Source organism: Moraxella sp. Pampa (assembly GCF_035181385.1).
Classification (GTDB): domain Bacteria; phylum Pseudomonadota; class Gammaproteobacteria; order Pseudomonadales; family Moraxellaceae; genus Moraxella.
The window spans coordinates 716783-734167 of the sequence record NZ_JAXCJK010000001.1 but is presented as its reverse complement, the minus strand read 5'-3'; the positions used below and the strand labels follow the sequence as shown (position 1 = coordinate 734167).

Below are 17385 nucleotides of genomic sequence, written 5' to 3'. Positions count from 1 at the left end.
GAAAATTTATGAATAAGCAAGACATTTTAGACAGTCTTAACCCTGAAATTGTTGCCAAGCTTCGCACTGCCATTGAAATTGGCAAATGGGAAAATGGTGTACGCCTAACAGATGAGCAACGCCAAACTTGTATGCAGGCGGTGATGGTTTGGGAACATGAATACCTGCCAACCGAAGAACGCACAGGCTATATTGAAAAACCAAAAGACAAACAGGGCAATATCATTGGTGAAGAATGCGATGTCGAGCATGAACATCATTACCCAAATGCCGAGCAGCCTGTGGTGTTTAAAAATTAATATTTAACAGCTGTTGAAGATTTTAACAAATAAAAAAAGCCATAAAATATGGCTTTTTTTATTGATACTATGAATGATTAGTGAATCAAGGGACGAATCAAACGATAGTTGGCAGCGGCTTTTCTCGCACCAAGTACACAAGCTACAAAGGTTAGCAATGTGCTAATCAACCAAAACAGACCAGAATATAGTGCAGCTTTGCGAGCAGCATCTTCGGCGGCAGCCAGAGCTTGTTCTGCTTTAAGTTTAGCATCAGCAACCGCTTGTTCGGTTTTGGCTTTGTATTCTTGATAAGCAGAAACTGCTTCGTTACGAATCTGTTGGGCTTCAGCTTCACTTAGGCCTTCGTTTTGTAACTGAACGATGATTTCATCACCAGTCAAAACATGCTCAATTTCGGCAGCACGCTGTTTGGCGTAGTCATCTAGATTTTTCCAAGTATCAATGCTGGTAAAGTCCATGTTTTTGACTTCATTTTTGGTGGTGTTAACCATTTTTTCTACCACATTGGCAGATGCACTGATTTGCTCTTTGGAGAATGTTTCGTTGTTTTTAGCAATCCACTGTTCAATGTCTTCGCGGCTGATGTTGCCAGTGGCTTGCTGATAAAGCTCTTGTGCTTTATTGGTGATACCTTCGTTTGATGATGTGTCTGAGGCGGCTGCACCTGCTACTGCTGCAGAGCTAAGAGAGCCGATAGAGCCAATAACACTGGTGGTTGCACTGGCGGTTGTGTTGATGGCAGAGCCAGCAGTGCGAACAACACTGCCCAACCCATTCATGGTTGAGAAGGTTGTGATAACAACGATGGTGGCGGCGGTCAAAATACCAATTAAGGTAGCATCTTTTGGTAAAATGTCAGTACCATCGCCAAACAAAGCCTCAGGTGCTGATGCTTTAACAGCAAAATAACCTGCCACAAAAGCACTGATTAAAGCTGTAATGATGGCATAAACTCCCGCAGCAATACCAGCACCTCGCAAATCTAATGACAAGAATGAGCCGATGACCAACGCCAAAGCGAGCATGATCATGCTAACGACCAAACCCATGATAAGTCCGGCTAAAATGCCACGCCATGAAGGTCGTCTGGCTGCTCTGAATGAATATTGCATATTTTTTCCTAATAATCAGTGATGTAAAATATTAAATATGGATTGCTGATTTCTTGCTTAAAAAGTTTTTTTGCTCAAAAGGCAAGCCATTGATTGTTTAGGCTGACCAATAAGCCAGCGATGTTTTGATAAAATCATCAGTTAAAAAGCCATTGATTGAATCACAATTTAAATATTTTAAGTAAGATGGATTGATGAATTTTGAATTTTAAAAAAAATAATCAAAATAATTCAGACAAAATCAATCATCAATTCAATATAAGATAAATTGCCATCAACAAAAGAGGAAAAATTCCCCTTTTTGCTTCATTTGGCTTATTATAATCAAATTTATTTTTTGATGGTAGTTTTTTTAATGGCTTTGTATTATTTTTTTGTAACAATATTGTAGGTATTTAGCAATCTGTGTAATATTATATGTCATTGTAGGACATATAAATAAGATGTATCGAGCTCTATACAAGCACTCGCCAAATCACAAAACCTATTGCCAATATATGAAAAATCACACCTACCCACCAAATGGGTACGGTCAGCCCGATGGCAATCAAACCAAAAAATCCGCCCAACGCAATCCAATCGTATCGTTTTTGGTTTAAAAAATCAGCTCTTAATGCTTTAAGTTCTCTTAGCTCTTTGTCTTGTCTTGCTCCCAAAGTTGCCATTGACTGTATGCCTTGAGTCAGTAGTTTGGGCAGCTCGGTAGCTGACAGTAGCAGTTCTGGCACTTTGTTTTTGATGTCGCTGAGATTTTTGACAGGGTCAAGCTGGTCTTTGACCCATGCGGTGAGTATCGGCTTGGCAAGAGACCAAATATCAAGGTTGGGATACAGCTCACGCCCAAGCCCCTCAACATGGACAAGCGTCTTTAATAGTAGCATCAGCTGGGGCGGTATGCTCATTTGATGACGACGAGCGATGTTTAAAATTTCAAATAAAATTCCTGCAAAGTCAAGCTCGCTCATCGGCTTTGATACCACGGGGCTGACCGCACGACTCATGTCCTTAATTAAGATGTGTCTGTCGGTAGACGGAGGTATCCAGCCAGCCTGAGCAATGATGTCTACAAGTGTTGTGTAGTTGCCATTCATCACAGACAATAGCAAGCGTGCTACGACAAGCTGATCATCTTTGCTTAATTCGCCCATGATGGCACAATCTAGGCCTAGATAGCGTGGATGGGCGACTGCACCGCCATTAGGCAAGGTCTCAACAAAGATATTGCCAGGGTGCATATCGGCATGGAAAAAATTATCACGAAAAACCTGAGTAAAGAAAATTATAAGGCCATTTTTGGCAAGTTCGGCTCTGTCATAATTGAGTGCATCAAAAGTGTCGGTATGTGAAATTGGCACACCAAAAATTCGCTCAGATACCATGATAGACTTGTTTGCCAAATATACTTGTGGCACATAGATGAGCTTTGAGCCTAAGAAATTATTACGCATCTTGGTGGCGTTGGCGGCTTCTAAAGTCAAATCCAGCTCATTGAGCATGATTTGCCGATAATCTTCAACAATATCAATGATATGTACTGCACGAGCCATTTCTATACGAGCTGATAACCAAGTTGCTAGCTCTCGCAGAAGTTCAAAATCTTGTATGACGACGGATTTAATGTTGGGGCGAACAACTTTAATAACGACTTCACGCCCATCGGTCAGAGCACCAGTATGCACTTGGGCAATACTGGCAGCAGCCAGTGGCTTATCATCAAAGCGGGCAAACAACTCATTGATGGGTCTGCCCAAACCTGTTTTTGGGTCTTCAATTTGTGCTTTTAAAGTATCAACATCAAAAGGGGCGACTTTATCTTGTAGTAATGATAACTGCTTGATGATGTTAGGAGGCAAAAGGTCTGAGCGAGTAGAAAGTAGCTGCCCTAATTTTAAAAATAGTGTACCCATCTCTTCTAGGGCAAGTTTGACACCCAAAGGGTTATGCGATTTGCCAGTGCTGGCAGGGTGCAAACGAATCAGACGCACCAATGGGACGAGTTCTGGCACCTCATTAAGGTGGGTGTCTAGGCGATATTTGGCAGCGATGCGATAGATGGATAATAGACGGTTTTTGTGAGAGATGAGCATGACTATGATTGAGATTGATTTTTTAGAGTAGTTAAGCGTACCTGTTCGCGTTCAATGTCAGCTTGTAGACGGAGCAGTTCTTGCTTTTTTTGACTGATTGTGGCATCAAGCTCGCCTTGGGGTGGTTGATTTGGTATGAGGGCATCAATGAGTAGCGATTTGACAGATGATAGTATAGGGGTGATGATGGGTGATAGCTCTTGGGCAATCAAATAAGTATAACTGCCTGCATTTTTACCAATGATATTTTCTAGTTTGTCAAAAACATCAGGTCTAAAATCATCGGTTAGAGCTTTTATACTGGCCAAAACTTTATAATCGCCTTTTATTGGCAGGTTGCCTGACCGCCTATTACGCATAAGCCTAAGTAATTCACTGGGTGTGGCAACGGTCAATAGACAATCGGGTGTGGCAGGTGGCACATCGCCTTGTGGCTCAAAAATGCTTTGGCTGACAGGCTCAAAACGCAGATGGTCATCGCAAAATAGCACATCTAATGAGATGGCGGGCTCTTGAATGATTAACCGCAAAGTTTTGCCCGTCAGCTGGTTAAGATGATAGGTGGTATTGGGATCGGCATTTAACGCCCCATTAATGATACGCTCTACCAAACCAAGTGCCAATACACTGATCATTAGCGTGCCTTAAAACCACGATGCACTGCTACGATACCGCCTGTTAGGTTGTGATAATCGCAATTAACGAAGCCTGCTTGTTCCATCATGCTTTTTAAGGTGGCTTGGTCTGGGTGCATACGAATTGACTCAGCTAGATATTGGTAGCTTTCTGAGTCGTTCGCCACAATTTTGCCCATGAGAGGCAAGGCGGTAAAAGAATAGAGGTCATAAGCCTTTGATAGCGGTTCAAATACAGGCTTGCTAAATTCCAAGACCAACAAGCGACCACCAGGTTTTAGCACACGATGCATGGCTTCTAGGGCTTTTTGTTTGTCGGTAACATTTCTTAGGCCAAAACTGATGGTTACTAGGTCAAATGAATTTTCAGCAAATGGTTCTAGTGTTTCGGCATTGGCCAATACAAAATCAACATTATTACAGCCAGCATTAATCAGGCGAGTGCGACCAACTTCTAGCATGGCCTCATTAATATCAGATAGCACCACACGCCCTGAACGACCTACCTCACGGCTAAATACTTTTGCCAAATCGCCTGTCCCTCCTGCGATGTCAAGCACTCTTTGACCTGTGCGTACACCAGTCAAGCTGACAGCATAGCGTTTCCACAATCTATGAATGCCAAAACTCATCAGGTCATTCATGATGTCGTATTTGGTGGCAACAGAAGTGAATACTTCGGCAACTTTGCGTTGTTTTTCTTTGGCGTCTACTGTCTGATAGCCAAAATGGGTGGTTGAGCCGATATTTTTTGAGTAGCGATTTTCTGTGTCGGCTTGTCCTTGTGGTGTTTGCATGGTGGATTGACCTTGTGGTGTACCAGCAGGCAGGATATTTGGGTTGGTGAAGAGATTGTTGGTGCTGCTATCTTGACTCATGACTTTTCCAAATGAAACCAAATAATTCATGATAATGATACCACTAATCTGTCTATTTTCATACAAAAATTGGTGTATTTTAATGACAATATGTTAAAATTGTCATTAAACTGTCATATTTGATTGATAGGATATTGCAGTACTACTTTGATGGTTATTTTAGTGATTTTGTCACTTGGGTGAGCAATCAAGCATTTTTAAGTTAAGTCTTTTGGTGTATTTATGGTAAATTCAGCAAAACAGACCACGCCAGTGGCGGCAAATATTTTCTTTGCATTGTTGCTTGTGGCGGTCTGTATTTATTTTGCAATATGGGGTCTGGGATATACAGCACACCATCAGGTGCTACTGTTTGCAGTGGCAAGTTTTTTTGGCATATTCATGGCGTTCAATATTGGCGGTAATGATGTTGCTAACTCGTTCGGTACTTCGGTTGGTGCAGGCACATTATCTGTAACTCAGGCACTTGCAGTAGCGGCAATTTTTGAGGTATCGGGTGCGGTTTTGGCAGGTGCTGCGGTTACTGACACCATTCGTAGTGGTATTGTGGATATTCAGGGTCTTGGTGTATCGCCAAACCAATTCATCTATTTGATGCTATCAGCATTGGCAGCGGCTGCATTTTGGCTACTTTTTGCTACCAAAAAAGGATTGCCTGTTTCAACCACGCATGCCATTGTTGGTGGCATTGTGGGTTCTTCTGTCATGCTCGGCATTAATATTGGTGGCACAGAACTTGCATTTTCTACTGTGCAATGGTCTAAAATTGGTGAAATTGCGATTTCTTGGGTGGTATCACCGCTACTTGGTGGGGCGTTGTCATATGTTTTGTATGGTTTGATTAAGAAAAATATTTTGGCATACAATGAAAAGGTGGAAGCTCGTGTTAAGATATTAAAGGCAAGAAAAAAGACCATCAAGCGTGAACAAAAAGAATATTTTGAAAGCTTAAATGAGAGCGAAAAACTGCCCTACACCACCGCATTGCTTCGTGACCAAGAGGCTTTTGCTGAAGAAGAGTGTCATAAAGATGAACTGGAAACAGACTACTATCGTTCGTTGCATGACATTGAGCACGAACGAGATAATTTGGACACTCTAAAAGCACTGAAAAACTGGGTGCCACTCATCGCAGCGTTAGGTGCGATCATCATGACAGCAATGGTGGTATTTAAAGGCCTAAAAAATACTGGATTAAATTTATCTACTTTGCATGCTTTTTTGGTCATGGGTATGATTGGTGCGATGGTGTGGCTAACTGCTTTTATTTATACCAAGACCATCCGTGGTAAGCACAAAGAAAATTTGGGTAAAGCAACCTTTATTATGTTTAGCTGGATGCAAGTATTTACGGCGTGTGCTTTTGCATTCTCACATGGTTCAAACGACATTGCCAATGCGGTCGGTCCTTTTGTGGCAATTTTAGATGTCATCAAAGAAAATGCCATCGCTGCCAAAGCCACTGTCCCTGCACCTGTCATGTTGACCTTTGGTGTTTCACTGATTGTTGGTTTGTGGTTTATTGGCAAAGAAGTCATTCAAACTGTTGGTACAAACTTAACCGAAATGCACCCAGCGTCTGGCTTTGCAGCTGAACTTGCGGCAGCAGCGGTGGTCATGGGTGCATCAAGCTTGGGTATCCCTGTATCAAGTACGCATATTTTGGTCGGTGCGGTGCTGGGCATTGGCATGGTTAATAAAAACACCAACTGGAAGCTTATGAAGCCAATCGGCTTGGCTTGGGTTATTACGCTACCAGCAGCAGCGGGCATGAGTGCGTTGATGTTTTTGATTTTAAGTAATGTATTATAAGCCAATTAATTTTTAAGCCAATTAAAAAAACAGTTTGTGCAAGCAAGCTGTTTTTTTTATTAGATGGTATTGTAGATTTGGCAAGGGGTGGATTTTAAAGAAAAATCTCAAATAACCACAACGCTTTGGTGCATTTGAGATAAAATTTGATATACTAGCCATGTTTTAATTAAACATTCACTTGATGGTGATAATGAGGTATTTATGACAGAGCAAATAGAACCTACTTTGGAGCAAAGACGCATCATTTATCAGGCCAGACGAGGTCTAAAAGAGTTGGATTATTATATTGACCCTTATGTCAAGTCAAGCTATCTGATTGCACCAGACGATGAGCAGGCGGCATTTGTACGATTGCTTGAACATGAAGACCCCGATTTGTTGTTATTTTTTTTGGGGCAGCAGCGTCCAGAAGATGAGGGTGTTGCAGCACTCATTGAACGCATGAAACAACTTAAATATGCCAGCAATCAATCATAAACAATTTGCCAAGTCTAGATTTTCTAAAAACCGCCTAAGTTTAGATGTGGTGTTGCATCACCATGCCATGCCAACTGTTTGGCTGGTTTATTCATTTGTCTCATTGGTGCTGGCATGGCAAGCAAAACTGCCATGGGTGATGATTGGTGCGGTATTTGTGGTGGTGGTATTGCTGTCTTTTATGTTCATCAATCGCCCAAAAGTTATCGCTTTTAGCTGTACTCATATTGATGAATTGTGGGATATTAAGGTGTTGACTTGGCGAGGGCGTATCTTGTATCAAGGCTACTTGGTAGACATACAGGAAATCAATGTTACAGGCAGGGCATTGTTTTTAAAATTTTATGCGATTGAGCCTAAGCGACGCACGCTTGATGTCGTTGTTCATCGCACGAAGGTGAAAGATGATGATTTTCGTAGATTGTTGGGGCTTTGTGCCATAAATACATCAAGCTTTGTTTGATTTTAAGGTAGGTTTGGTTAATAGTTGTGATTGCGTCTTTTTCACTTTAAGTATGGTTTTTATAAAAACAAGTTCAAGTTTGAGCTGTTTTTTGTTATGATGGCTACAATGGGCAAAGACGATAAATATCATAAAAAAAAAGGTGCAATATGGCAAATTTGGCATTATTTGATTTAGACATGACCATGCTTAACGTAGATAGTGATCACAGTTGGGGGCAGTTCATTGTTCATAAAGGCTTGGTTGATGCGTCCGTCTATGCCGATGCTAATGATAAATTTTATCAAGACTATATCAACGGCACACTAGATGCAGTTGCGTATAATGAATTTGTGGCGGCATTTTTAACCACCAAAACCATGACAGAGTTACACGCCTACCGTCAAGAATATTTGGATACTTGGATTGTGCCAAATATGCGTCCCAAAGCAACCGCTCGGATTAATGCTCATAAAGATGCAGGCGATACGGTTGTGGTGATTAGTGCAACCAATGATTTTGTCGTAAAGCCAATCGCTCATCTTTTTGGTGTAGATGATTTACACACGATAGCCACCGAACTTGAAATCATTGATAATCATTACACAGGAAGTGTGAGAGGCAGGCCAAATTTTAAAGATGGCAAACTGTATCATTTGAATCGTTTTATTCATGATTGTATGAATGATGGCAAAATTTTTGAACGCTTAATTGCGTATTCGGATTCAAAAAATGATTTACCACTTTTGAATTTTGCAGATGAGGCGGTATGTATAAACCCTGATGAGATTTTAAAAGAGCAGGCGGTTAAAAACGGTTGGCGTATTGAGGATTGGTCAATATAACTATTGATAATATTTTTAATGCAATATTTTGACTTTGCACCAAAGAATCAAAAATGCTACTTTTGTGATTGAATGGTTAAATTTTTTTAAATCAGTTTAAGAGAGTTTTTATTTTAATTGACACAACAAAAAGCAATGAATGATTGTCTATAACAAGAAAAAAGTCGATGATAATCATCGACTTTTTTATGTATGGTGGGGTCGGAGAGACTCGAACTCTCACACCTCGCGGCGCCAGAACCTAAATCTGGTGCGTCTACCAATTTCGCCACGACCCCAAGTTGTATACCAAGACAACTGTGCTGTCTTGATGGGCGGTATTATACGCAGTTTTCAAGATTTGGCAAGTGTTTTTTTTAAACATTGGATAAATAATTTTATAACCAATTGTTTTTTATGAATTTATTTTTTTATATATGTTTTTGATTGTTTGTATTGATGATTTGCCATATTTTGAGTGCTTGTGCCATGCTTGCCACATCGTGCACCCTTACGATATTTGCACCCTTTTGAGCGGCGAGTAGATGGGCAACCATGCCAATCATATCTCGGTCGGTGGGTTGGTGTTGGGTCATTGGTTCAAAATTATTCAAAATTTCGCCCAAAAAGCGTTTGCGAGATACACCAAACAGCATAGGAAGATTGAAATGAGTGATGATTTTATCCAAATTTGCCATCAAGGCGACATGATGAGAATAATTTTTGGCAAAACCCATGCCCACATCAATGATGATATTTTCTCGCTGTACGCCTGCATTCATCGCACGATTGATATGATGACCAAGCTCTGTGATGACATCTTCTACGACATTGCTGTAATTGGTCAAATTGTTCATATTGCTCGGCTCGCCACGAGAATGCATGATGACAACGGGCAATGCCAAACGGCTTGCCATCTCAACGGCACCATCTCGTCTTAATCCACGCACATCATTCCAGATATCTGCTCCCAAATCTACCATTTGTTCAATGACTGCAGGGCTACTGGTATCAATAGATAATAAAAGTTTGGGAAAATGATTGCGAATCTCTTTGATGATGGGTGTTAGGCGTACCAACTCCTCTTTGTCCGATACATCAGAGGCATAAGGGCGGGTGGACTCTGCTCCGACATCAATAATGTCCACACCCCATTGATTCATTTGCTCCACATGAGCTAGGGCGGTATCAATATGGACGAACCGTCCACCATCTGAAAATGAATCTGGTGTAACATTGAGTACACCCATGATGGCTGGCGTGGATAACGCTAGGGTTTTGCGATTGGTGTGTAAAATATGCTCAGTCATGGTACAATAAAAACTTGAAATCCATCATAATATCACAATTTAGGTTGTCTGTTATATCATAATATCCTAATTTTGGTTATATTGTGATTTTAAGAACTTTTACAAGGAAACTCTTTGCAATATTTTGAAAGACATGAGGGCGGAGAAAACGCCATATTGGTACATCTTGACATTCGTGAGATGATTGATCCTGATGATTTAGAAGAATTTCGCTTGCTGGTGCATTCAGCAGGGGCAAACGAACTTAAAATCATTACAGGGGGTCGCAATAAGCCCCATGCCAAATATTTTGTTGGCACAGGCAAGGCGGAGGAAATCGCTCAGGCGGTAAAGCAACATGAGGCAGATATTGTGATTTTTAATCATGATTTATCGCCCAGTCAGGAGCGTAACCTAGAAGCTTTGGTAGAATGCCGAGTACTTGATCGCACAGGCTTGATTTTAGATATTTTTGCTCAGCGTGCTAGAACCTATGAGGGTAAGTTGCAAGTGGAGCTTGCTCAGTTGTCTCATCTTGCCACTCGGTTGGTGCGTGGTTGGACACATTTGGAGCGTCAAAAAGGCGGTATCGGTTTGCGTGGACCAGGTGAAACACAGCTTGAAACCGATCGCAGGCTTTTGCAAATTCGGGTTAATCAATTAAAAAATAAGCTAGATAAAGTCAAACAAACTCGTCTGCAGGGGCGTGCCAAACGCCAAAAATCCGACATTCCTACCATATCGCTTGTTGGCTATACCAATGCTGGAAAATCCACGCTCTTTAATCTGCTTGCCGATGACAATATTTATGCCGCCGACCAGCTTTTTGCCACACTAGATCCCACGCTACGCCAGGTCAAATGGGCAGGCGTGGGCAAGGTTGTCTTGGCTGATACGGTAGGCTTTGTGCGTCATTTGCCACATGAGCTTGTGGAGAGCTTTCATGCTACTTTGGAGGAGACTTTGGAGGCGGATTTGCTCTTGCACATCATCGATGGTAGTAGTCCTGATATGCACGAACAAATTGATGCAGTCAATGCGGTGCTAGATGAAATTGGTGCAACAGCCCCTGTGCTTCTTGTGCATAATAAAATTGACAAAACTGCAGAACAGCCCACCATTCATTATAAAGAAAAAGGGGTGCCATCTCGTGTTTATGTTTCGGCTCGTGTAGGTCTTGGTATGAATGAGCTGACCCAAGCGGTGCAAGAGTTGCTGGTTGGTGATTTGTCTGAATTTAATCTTACTTTACCACATGATGCAGGTCAATTTAAAAATGCTTTACATGAGCTTGATGTCATTACTCATGGTCAATTTGATGAAACAGGGTATGAGATGCTGACAATTCGTCTTGCCCCTGCCAAGCTAAAAGAACTGCTTGGTAAATATCATCTAAACCCTTTTGATGTTTTGCCACCGCATCAGGCGAGTACTTTGATGCCAGTTTTAGAAGAGTTTGAAAGGGTGGATATTAAAAAAGATAATGACAATGATGGGCTAGACCCTTTTTGTTGGTAGATTGATAGATTCGTCTTTTTATGATAGGTTTTGTGGTAAATATACAAAAAGTAAATCATTAAGTACAAAAAACCGCCTTTTTAATATTAGGTGGTTTTTTTGCACTTTTTTAATACCTTAAATTTTCTTGTAAGTCATCATTTTATTATAAAATAACAAATATTTTTTTAAATTGGTCTTTGTGGCTTGACCGTAATAATAGATAGTGCTTTAATAGAAAAATACTCATCACCCACAAGGAAGACCATGAAATCGCCTTATTTGACCAAGTCGCCTGTCTTTTGGTTTGGTATGTTAGCGACAGTTGCCATTGTTATCTGTGTGCGTGAGCTGGCGTTGGTCGTTTGTACTGCTTTTGGCATACCAACTGCAACCAACATTGTTGGCTTGGTGTCGTTATTTGTCGGATTGTTGGCAGTCAGATTGATGAGAGGCGGTCTGCCAAATTGGCTGTCATCATCGGCCAGTGTACTACTTGTAGATAGTGGCTTTGCTTTCTTGCCCGTATCAGCAGGGGCGGGCGTTTTGCTGTTTGGGTTGGGAGCGGATTTGCTGGCGGTATCTTTTGTGATTATTGCCAGCACTGTGGTGCCATTGTGGGCATTTGCCAAATTATCTGAAAAATGGCTAAAAAATGACCAAATCAATAATGAAGGAGAGGGTCATGCCTAACACCACACTTGATGGCACCACGATTTTTATTGCTTTTGTCATTACGCTGATTGCTCATATTGGTGCTAAATATGTTTTGCGATATCTGAACAAGTACATTCGCGGCGTACCCATGATCATCATTGCCATTGTTTTGACGCTGGCCATTTTATTTGTCATCAGATTGCCATATGAGCTTTATTATGCCAATGCTAAGGTGGTATTTGACCGCTTACTCGGTTATAGCACAGTACTGCTTGCTGTTCCGCTTGCAGGCATGAATTTTAAGGGATTGCCCATCAAAAAACTGTCCATGATTGTATTTTTGGCAAGTCTGGTTGGGGCTTTGGTGCCAATGTTGCTGGCGTATTTTGTCGGCCTAAATATGCAAAGTATTCTTGCGTTTGCTACTCGTTCGGTAACCACACCAGTTGGTCTGTCTGTCGCTCAAATCATTGATGCACCACTTGTGATGGCAAATCTGATCATTATTGTTTCGGGTATTTTGGGTGCAGGACTGTGCCGAATTTTATTTAAAAATGTTACAGATGATAGGGCAAAAGGTCTGGCACTTGGTTTGGTTGCCCATGCGATTGGCACAGTAGAGGCATGGACGATAAGCCCAACGGCAGGGCGTTATGCGGCATTTGGTCTGGCGATTAATGGATTGGTTACGGCAGTATGGTTGCCTGTGGTCGTTGTGGCACTGCTTGGTTAAAGCTTGGTTAAATAGCGATTTGGTAAATGTGATGACCGCAGGCTGTCATCACATTTAGATATTTGGCGGTATCATATCCAATTTGGTACACCGCTATGAAATCTAAGCTCCTCATCGGGGCTCTCAATCAACTCGGCTTCTACTTCACGAAAGAAATCTACTCGCTCATCGATGTTTTCATCGGTGATTGACTGAGCCAATTGGATATAATCCTCATAGTGGCGGCTTTCAGATTTTAAAAGATACTTGTAGTATCTTGCTAATTTTTCATCATCAATGACATCTGCCAATGCCGAGAACCGTTCGCATGAACGAGCTTCAATAAACGCTCCTACAATCAGTACATCAACCATTGCTGCAGGTTCCCATGTTCGTTTATGTTTGAGCAGTCCTTTGGCATAGCGACCAGCAGGTAAAGGCGACCATGCAATGTCTCGTTCTTTCATGAGTGCCAATACTTGCTCATAGTGTAGCATTTCTTCACGCACCAGCTGAGCAAGTTTTTGTTGTAACTCACGGTGAAATTCATAACGAAAGATGAGATTCATCGCCGTACCTGCTGCTTTTTTCTCGCAGTTGGCATGGTCTAGCATGAGTAGCGGTAGGTTATTTTTGGCAACAGACAGCCATTTATCAGAGGTGCGTACACCCAAAAATTGATGAATGTGGCTGATGTCGGTGGTGGCTTTGGTGTGTGTTGTGATGTTGGCCAAATCGTCATCACTACTGATATTGCTGATGGTGTTTGAATGGTGTTGCATGATGGATTGTCTGATTGGTTAAAATTGGCTGATTGAACAATGTGATGTAAATATTTATGATGTAAATATTTGTTATGTCCATGTAAAAAATGGCTTAACATGACTTAATAATATTACAATACGATGATTATTTTAACATATTTAATATCTTTTTTTGAAATAATCAGTGCTGGATTTATGTAAAAATGTTAAAATCGTGATGAATCTGAGAGCTGGCTGAGTGCAGATAATGTGTGAAATAAGAATTTATCTTAATATTAACAAAAAAATATGAATGAAGAATAAATTTTAACTTATTGATTTTTATGATAAAAATTTAAAACTGATAAAAATATTAAAAATTATGATTAAAAAGGTGTTGCAAAATATGTCAAAATTGGTATTCTATTAGCCGAAGTAAGGATTTGGCAAGTATTATCTTTAAGGTTGTTACCAAAGAAAATATTTGTCATTCTTTTTATTTCATTAAAGAAAGCAATCTCGCAGAGAATGAATCGTTCATTACCTGCATTGGGCGCAGCTTTAGCGACCCAACTAAAAATGTAATGTGGAGAAACCCATGAAAAAACTACTTTTAGCATCAGCCGTCGCTGCTTTATCTATCACAGCTGCACAAGCTGCGCCTCAAGTTTACGGTAAAGCGTTCCTAACTCTTGATGTGAAAGATGACAATGGCGACAACAAAAACTTAAAAACTGAACTAAACTCTGTTGGTTCACGCATTGGCATTAAGGGTGGCGAAGCTCTAAGTGCTAATACTGACCTAGTGTATCAACTAGAATACGGTGTCGGTATTGACAACGAAAGATCAGTTCAGTTTAGCCCTCGTGACACTTATCTAGGTCTTGCAAACAAGCAATACGGTACTTTGGTAGCTGGTCGTATTTCTGGTATTGATGGTTATGTTGACTATGCCAATGTTACTGCAGGTAAGCCAGTTGGCGGTAACAATGTATTGGCCTCTTATGATGCTGACCGCGTAAACAATGCTGTTGCTTACTTCTCACCAGAGCGTAACGGTTTGCAGTTCATGGGCATGTATGCAGTGAACGAACTAAATGCAAAACGCGAATCATTTGGTATTGGTGCTAAGTATGAACCAACTGACGCTCCATTTAAAGTTGGTGCAAGCTATGTTCAAGTTCAAGATGGCGAAGCTAGCAAGGCGACTCGTGTGAGCGGTGCTTATGCCATCAGCCCAGTGTTGACTGCAGGTGCATTGTATCAAAATACTGATTTTAACACTAAAAACAACGAAAATGCGTTCACGCTGTCTGCTAACTACAAAGTGGCTCAAACACCTTTCACCACTTATGGTCAGCTAGATTTTGTTAATAATACTAAAGGTATTAAAGATACCAAAAAACAACGCATTGCAGTTGGTGGTAAATACGCATTTAACAAAGCAACCACAGGTCATATCTATGGTGCTTACCAAGCTTCTAAAAAAGCAGATGATAAAAATACTAACGCATACGGCATCGGTGCTGGCGTTGAATATAAGTTCTAATTTGGTTTAGAATCTTATATCAAAAAACCCACTCGTTTTTGAGTGGGTTTTTTTTGGCTGTATTTTGATATTTTATAAAAATGCTTGATCTGTATTGGCGTGCTAGTATTGTTAGCAACAATAAAGACTATGTAACATTTTTGTTGCTTGGTTTTTTTATTATTGTTATTAGTCATATTTATGATGTCATGCCAAGCTGGCAACCATTAAAATAATGTTATAATAAACCATTCATAACAAACCATTAACATATTCGGTTCTAACCAATGCGTAATATTCATCAACACATCAAAACCATCAAGAGATTGGCAGTCGCCACATTTTGTAGTTCTATTTTATTCATGTCTATGCCTACGATGGCAGATAATGCTCAGCTGTCAGGCTTATTTGGTCAAAAAGTACAAAAATTTTTACCCGTGCATCAGGCTTTTAATGTCAGTGTAGATGTTAATGATCATGAGGTAGAGGTTGTTTTTAAGGTAACACCAAATCACTATGTATATCGTGATAAGATTGTGCTTAATTTACCAAGTGGGGTAAAAATGTCGGCATGGCGATTCAATAAAGAACCAACAGTGATTGATGACCCAAGTTTTGGACAGGTGGCGGTCTTTGCAGAAGATGTGGTGGCTCGTGCAACACTTAGTGGCGTGGCGAACAATGCACCTGCATCTTTACGCTGGCAGGGCTGTGCCAAGGCAGGGCTGTGCTATCCGCCAGAAATAACGAAGTTTAATCTGTCGTTGTCAAATACAGATGCCAAGACAGATTGGCAGTCAGTCAATGATCAAGCTGATCAATCTACAACCAACCAAACCAAAAGTACACAAGCTCAAACCAGTCAGGCGGTCAATTTGGCATCTAATAACGCCAATCATGTCAAGCAAGGCATTCAACAAAAATTAGTTGCAACCATGCCTAATAATACCCCTAATAACATTGTTGCACCAAGCCCAGTCGATGATCATGATATTGCTGATGATGGTGATGTAAGCGGTGCATATGATGGTAATATCGATGGTGCAATAAGCTTGGCTGATGATACACCTATCAATACATCTACTGTTGATGGTTTGGCAAATCATGAGCTCAGTCATGGCATTCAAAAAGATGATGTTTTTGGCATTCATGATAAACCTGTATTGGCGATTGGTTTGTTGTTTTTGGCAGGGTTGCTCCTCGCATTTACACCGTGTGTCTATCCAATGATTCCGATTGTGGCAAATATTGTTGCACGCCAAGACGGGGTTGATAGCAAAAAGGGGCTACTACTGTCCGCCTCTTATGGTGTGGGTGTATCAACGGCTTATGGATTGCTTGGTGCTTTGATCGCATGGTTTGGGCGTACGATAAATATTGTTGGTTACTTGCAAAACCCTACTGTACTGATTGGCTTTGCAATGCTGTTTGTGGTGCTTGGCTTTTATATGTTTGATGCCATCAAGGTGGGACTTCCTGCATTTTTGCGTGATAAATTACAGACCACGTCGCAGTCTGCTGACGGTAAGTTGGGCAGTTTGGGTGGAAGTTTTTTAGCTGGAATGCTATCGGCACTTGTGGTATCCCCATGTGTGTCGGCACCGATGGCAGGGGCGTTAGCGGCGGTATCAACAAGTGGCAGTGTGGCGTTTGGCTTTTTGGCGTTGTTTGCTCTTGGGCTTGGTCTGTCTGCTCCACTCATGCTTATCGGTATGGCACAAGGCAGATTCATGCCAAAAGCAGGTACATGGATGGTGCGGGTGAAAGAGTTTTGTGGGTTGCTTTTGTTTGCGGTAGCGATTGCTTTGATTGAGCGTGTTTTTGTATCGCCTGTGGTGCTTGTTATTTGGGCATTATGGTTTGCGGTGGTGGCTGTGTGGCTGTGGCATTTGGCTAAGCTACCATTTAAGGCAGTATCAGCCTTGGCATTCATTTGGACGGCCTGTCTGTTATTGGGTGCAAGTATGGGAGCGAGCGATACTTGGCAGCCACTTGGTTTGATGAACAAAAACCAAAATCAGAGTATCGGTCATCAGGACCACCATATCACAACCTTAGCTGATTTAGATAGGATTTTGGCAAGTCATGATAAAGTGTTGGTAGATGTTACAGCCGATTGGTGTATTGAATGTCGTATTATGGAGCGTGAGTTGTTTGCACATCGCCCAGCGAGCATGGCTGATGTGCAGGTGGTGAAATTTGATATCACGGAGACAAGTGATGAAAGCCGTGCTTTGCTGATGCGTTATGACCTCATCGGACCTCCTGCGTTGCTGATGTATAAAAATGGCAAACTGGTTAAGATGATGCTTGGGCAGACAAACCGTGCGGATTTTGAAGGTGCATTGACAGCTTTTTGATGAGCTTGATGAAAGCAAGCTTAATAC

General features: G+C 41.2%; 16 protein-coding genes and 1 tRNA gene. 10 read left to right on the top strand and 7 right to left on the bottom strand.

Annotated features, from left to right (window positions below):
* The first annotated feature begins 8 nt into the window (after positions 1 to 8).
* Complete coding sequence (locus R0123_RS03570) at positions 9 to 299, top strand: YeaC family protein (protein WP_323841755.1); 291 nt, start codon at positions 9 to 11, stop codon at positions 297 to 299.
* Between the two features lie 77 nt (positions 300 to 376).
* Here the strand turns inward: R0123_RS03570 and R0123_RS03565 are convergent, their stop codons facing one another.
* The 4 genes from R0123_RS03565 to ubiE all read right to left on the bottom strand — a co-directional run bounded on the left by R0123_RS03565 (position 377) and on the right by ubiE (position 5014).
* Complete coding sequence (locus R0123_RS03565) at positions 377 to 1414, bottom strand: hypothetical protein (protein ID WP_323843125.1); 1038 nt, start codon at positions 1412 to 1414, stop codon at positions 377 to 379.
* 455 nt (positions 1415 to 1869) lie between these two features.
* Complete coding sequence (locus R0123_RS03560) at positions 1870 to 3501, bottom strand: ABC1 kinase family protein (RefSeq protein WP_323843124.1); 1632 nt, start codon at positions 3499 to 3501, stop codon at positions 1870 to 1872.
* A 2-nt stretch (positions 3502 to 3503) separates the two neighbouring features.
* The gene (locus tag R0123_RS03555) at positions 3504 to 4136 is read right to left on the bottom strand and encodes a hypothetical protein (RefSeq protein ID WP_323843123.1); all 633 of its coding nucleotides are present in this window, start codon (positions 4134 to 4136) and stop codon (positions 3504 to 3506) included.
* Positions 4136 to 5014, bottom strand: coding sequence for a bifunctional demethylmenaquinone methyltransferase/2-methoxy-6-polyprenyl-1,4-benzoquinol methylase UbiE (ubiE, locus tag R0123_RS03550; protein ID WP_323841759.1), 879 nt, complete (start codon positions 5012 to 5014; stop codon positions 4136 to 4138). The genes R0123_RS03555 and ubiE overlap by 1 nt, the downstream gene beginning before the upstream one ends.
* A gap of 222 nt (positions 5015 to 5236) precedes the next feature.
* Between ubiE and R0123_RS03545 the strand changes: the two genes are divergently transcribed.
* The 4 genes from R0123_RS03545 (at position 5237) to R0123_RS03530 (ending at position 8593) form a co-directional block, all read left to right on the top strand.
* Complete coding sequence (locus R0123_RS03545; RefSeq protein WP_323841760.1) at positions 5237 to 6826, top strand: anion permease; 1590 nt, start codon at positions 5237 to 5239, stop codon at positions 6824 to 6826.
* 204 nt (positions 6827 to 7030) lie between these two features.
* The gene (locus R0123_RS03540; RefSeq protein ID WP_323841761.1) at positions 7031 to 7306 is read left to right on the top strand and encodes a succinate dehydrogenase assembly factor 2; all 276 of its coding nucleotides are present in this window, start codon (positions 7031 to 7033) and stop codon (positions 7304 to 7306) included.
* A complete protein-coding gene (locus tag R0123_RS03535; protein WP_323843122.1) occupies positions 7287 to 7769 on the top strand; it encodes a hypothetical protein in 483 nt (160 codons plus the stop codon). Before R0123_RS03540 ends, R0123_RS03535 begins: the two co-directional genes overlap by 20 nt.
* Before the next feature lie 149 nt (positions 7770 to 7918).
* Complete coding sequence (locus R0123_RS03530; RefSeq protein WP_323841763.1) at positions 7919 to 8593, top strand: HAD family hydrolase; 675 nt, start codon at positions 7919 to 7921, stop codon at positions 8591 to 8593.
* A gap of 193 nt (positions 8594 to 8786) precedes the next feature.
* Here R0123_RS03530 and R0123_RS03525 read toward each other — a convergent pair.
* Together R0123_RS03525 and folP are read right to left on the bottom strand one after the other, a co-directional pair.
* A tRNA-Leu gene (locus tag R0123_RS03525) sits at positions 8787 to 8871 on the bottom strand.
* Between the two features lie 132 nt (positions 8872 to 9003).
* Entirely contained in the window at positions 9004 to 9882 is an 879-nt protein-coding gene (folP, locus tag R0123_RS03520) for a dihydropteroate synthase (protein ID WP_323841764.1), read from the bottom strand.
* A gap of 114 nt (positions 9883 to 9996) precedes the next feature.
* Here folP and hflX point away from each other — a divergent pair, with 114 nt between their 5' ends.
* From hflX to R0123_RS03505, 3 genes are all read left to right on the top strand, one after another.
* Positions 9997 to 11379, top strand: a complete 1383-nt coding sequence (gene hflX / locus R0123_RS03515) for a ribosome rescue GTPase HflX (RefSeq protein WP_323843121.1) — start codon at positions 9997 to 9999, stop codon at positions 11377 to 11379.
* 246 nt (positions 11380 to 11625) lie between these two features.
* Positions 11626 to 12051 carry a CidA/LrgA family protein gene (locus R0123_RS03510; RefSeq protein WP_323841766.1) on the top strand — a complete coding sequence of 142 codons (426 nt, stop codon included), beginning with the start codon at positions 11626 to 11628 and terminating at the stop codon, positions 12049 to 12051.
* Complete coding sequence (locus R0123_RS03505) at positions 12044 to 12748, top strand: LrgB family protein (protein WP_323843120.1); 705 nt, start codon at positions 12044 to 12046, stop codon at positions 12746 to 12748. Before R0123_RS03510 ends, R0123_RS03505 begins: the two co-directional genes overlap by 8 nt.
* A gap of 71 nt (positions 12749 to 12819) precedes the next feature.
* Here R0123_RS03505 and R0123_RS03500 read toward each other — a convergent pair whose 3' ends face one another.
* Positions 12820 to 13509, bottom strand: a complete 690-nt coding sequence (locus R0123_RS03500) for a tRNA-(ms[2]io[6]A)-hydroxylase (protein WP_323843119.1) — start codon at positions 13507 to 13509, stop codon at positions 12820 to 12822.
* A 559-nt stretch (positions 13510 to 14068) separates the two neighbouring features.
* Here R0123_RS03500 and R0123_RS03495 point away from each other — a divergent pair.
* Both R0123_RS03495 and R0123_RS03490 read left to right on the top strand, forming a co-directional pair.
* A complete protein-coding gene (locus R0123_RS03495) occupies positions 14069 to 15019 on the top strand; it encodes a porin (protein ID WP_323843118.1) in 951 nt (316 codons plus the stop codon).
* Positions 15020 to 15285: 266 nt separating this feature from the next.
* A complete protein-coding gene (locus R0123_RS03490; protein ID WP_323843117.1) occupies positions 15286 to 17358 on the top strand; it encodes a protein-disulfide reductase DsbD domain-containing protein in 2073 nt (690 codons plus the stop codon).
* Positions 17359 to 17385: the final 27 nt, after the last annotated feature.

Bases quoted from the DNA above. Each gene is read 5' to 3' on its own strand.
- R0123_RS03570 (WP_323841755.1), top strand. From the start codon at position 9: ATGAATAAGCAAGACATTTTAGACAGTCTTAACCCTGAAATTGTTGCC.
- R0123_RS03565 (WP_323843125.1), bottom strand. From the start codon at position 1,414: ATGCAATATTCATTCAGAGCAGCCAGACGACCTTCATGGCGTGGCATT.
- R0123_RS03560 (WP_323843124.1), bottom strand. From the start codon at position 3,501: ATGCTCATCTCTCACAAAAACCGTCTATTATCCATCTATCGCATCGCT.
- R0123_RS03555 (WP_323843123.1), bottom strand. From the start codon at position 4,136: ATGATCAGTGTATTGGCACTTGGTTTGGTAGAGCGTATCATTAATGGG.
- ubiE (WP_323841759.1), bottom strand. From the start codon at position 5,014: ATGAGTCAAGATAGCAGCACCAACAATCTCTTCACCAACCCAAATATC.
- R0123_RS03545 (WP_323841760.1), top strand. From the start codon at position 5,237: ATGGTAAATTCAGCAAAACAGACCACGCCAGTGGCGGCAAATATTTTC.
- R0123_RS03540 (WP_323841761.1), top strand. From the start codon at position 7,031: ATGACAGAGCAAATAGAACCTACTTTGGAGCAAAGACGCATCATTTAT.
- R0123_RS03535 (WP_323843122.1), top strand. From the start codon at position 7,287: ATGCCAGCAATCAATCATAAACAATTTGCCAAGTCTAGATTTTCTAAA.
- R0123_RS03530 (WP_323841763.1), top strand. From the start codon at position 7,919: ATGGCAAATTTGGCATTATTTGATTTAGACATGACCATGCTTAACGTA.
- folP (WP_323841764.1), bottom strand. From the start codon at position 9,882: ATGACTGAGCATATTTTACACACCAATCGCAAAACCCTAGCGTTATCC.
- R0123_RS03510 (WP_323841766.1), top strand. From the start codon at position 11,626: ATGAAATCGCCTTATTTGACCAAGTCGCCTGTCTTTTGGTTTGGTATG.
- R0123_RS03505 (WP_323843120.1), top strand. From the start codon at position 12,044: ATGCCTAACACCACACTTGATGGCACCACGATTTTTATTGCTTTTGTC.
- R0123_RS03500 (WP_323843119.1), bottom strand. From the start codon at position 13,509: ATGCAACACCATTCAAACACCATCAGCAATATCAGTAGTGATGACGAT.
- R0123_RS03495 (WP_323843118.1), top strand. From the start codon at position 14,069: ATGAAAAAACTACTTTTAGCATCAGCCGTCGCTGCTTTATCTATCACA.
- R0123_RS03490 (WP_323843117.1), top strand. From the start codon at position 15,286: ATGCGTAATATTCATCAACACATCAAAACCATCAAGAGATTGGCAGTC.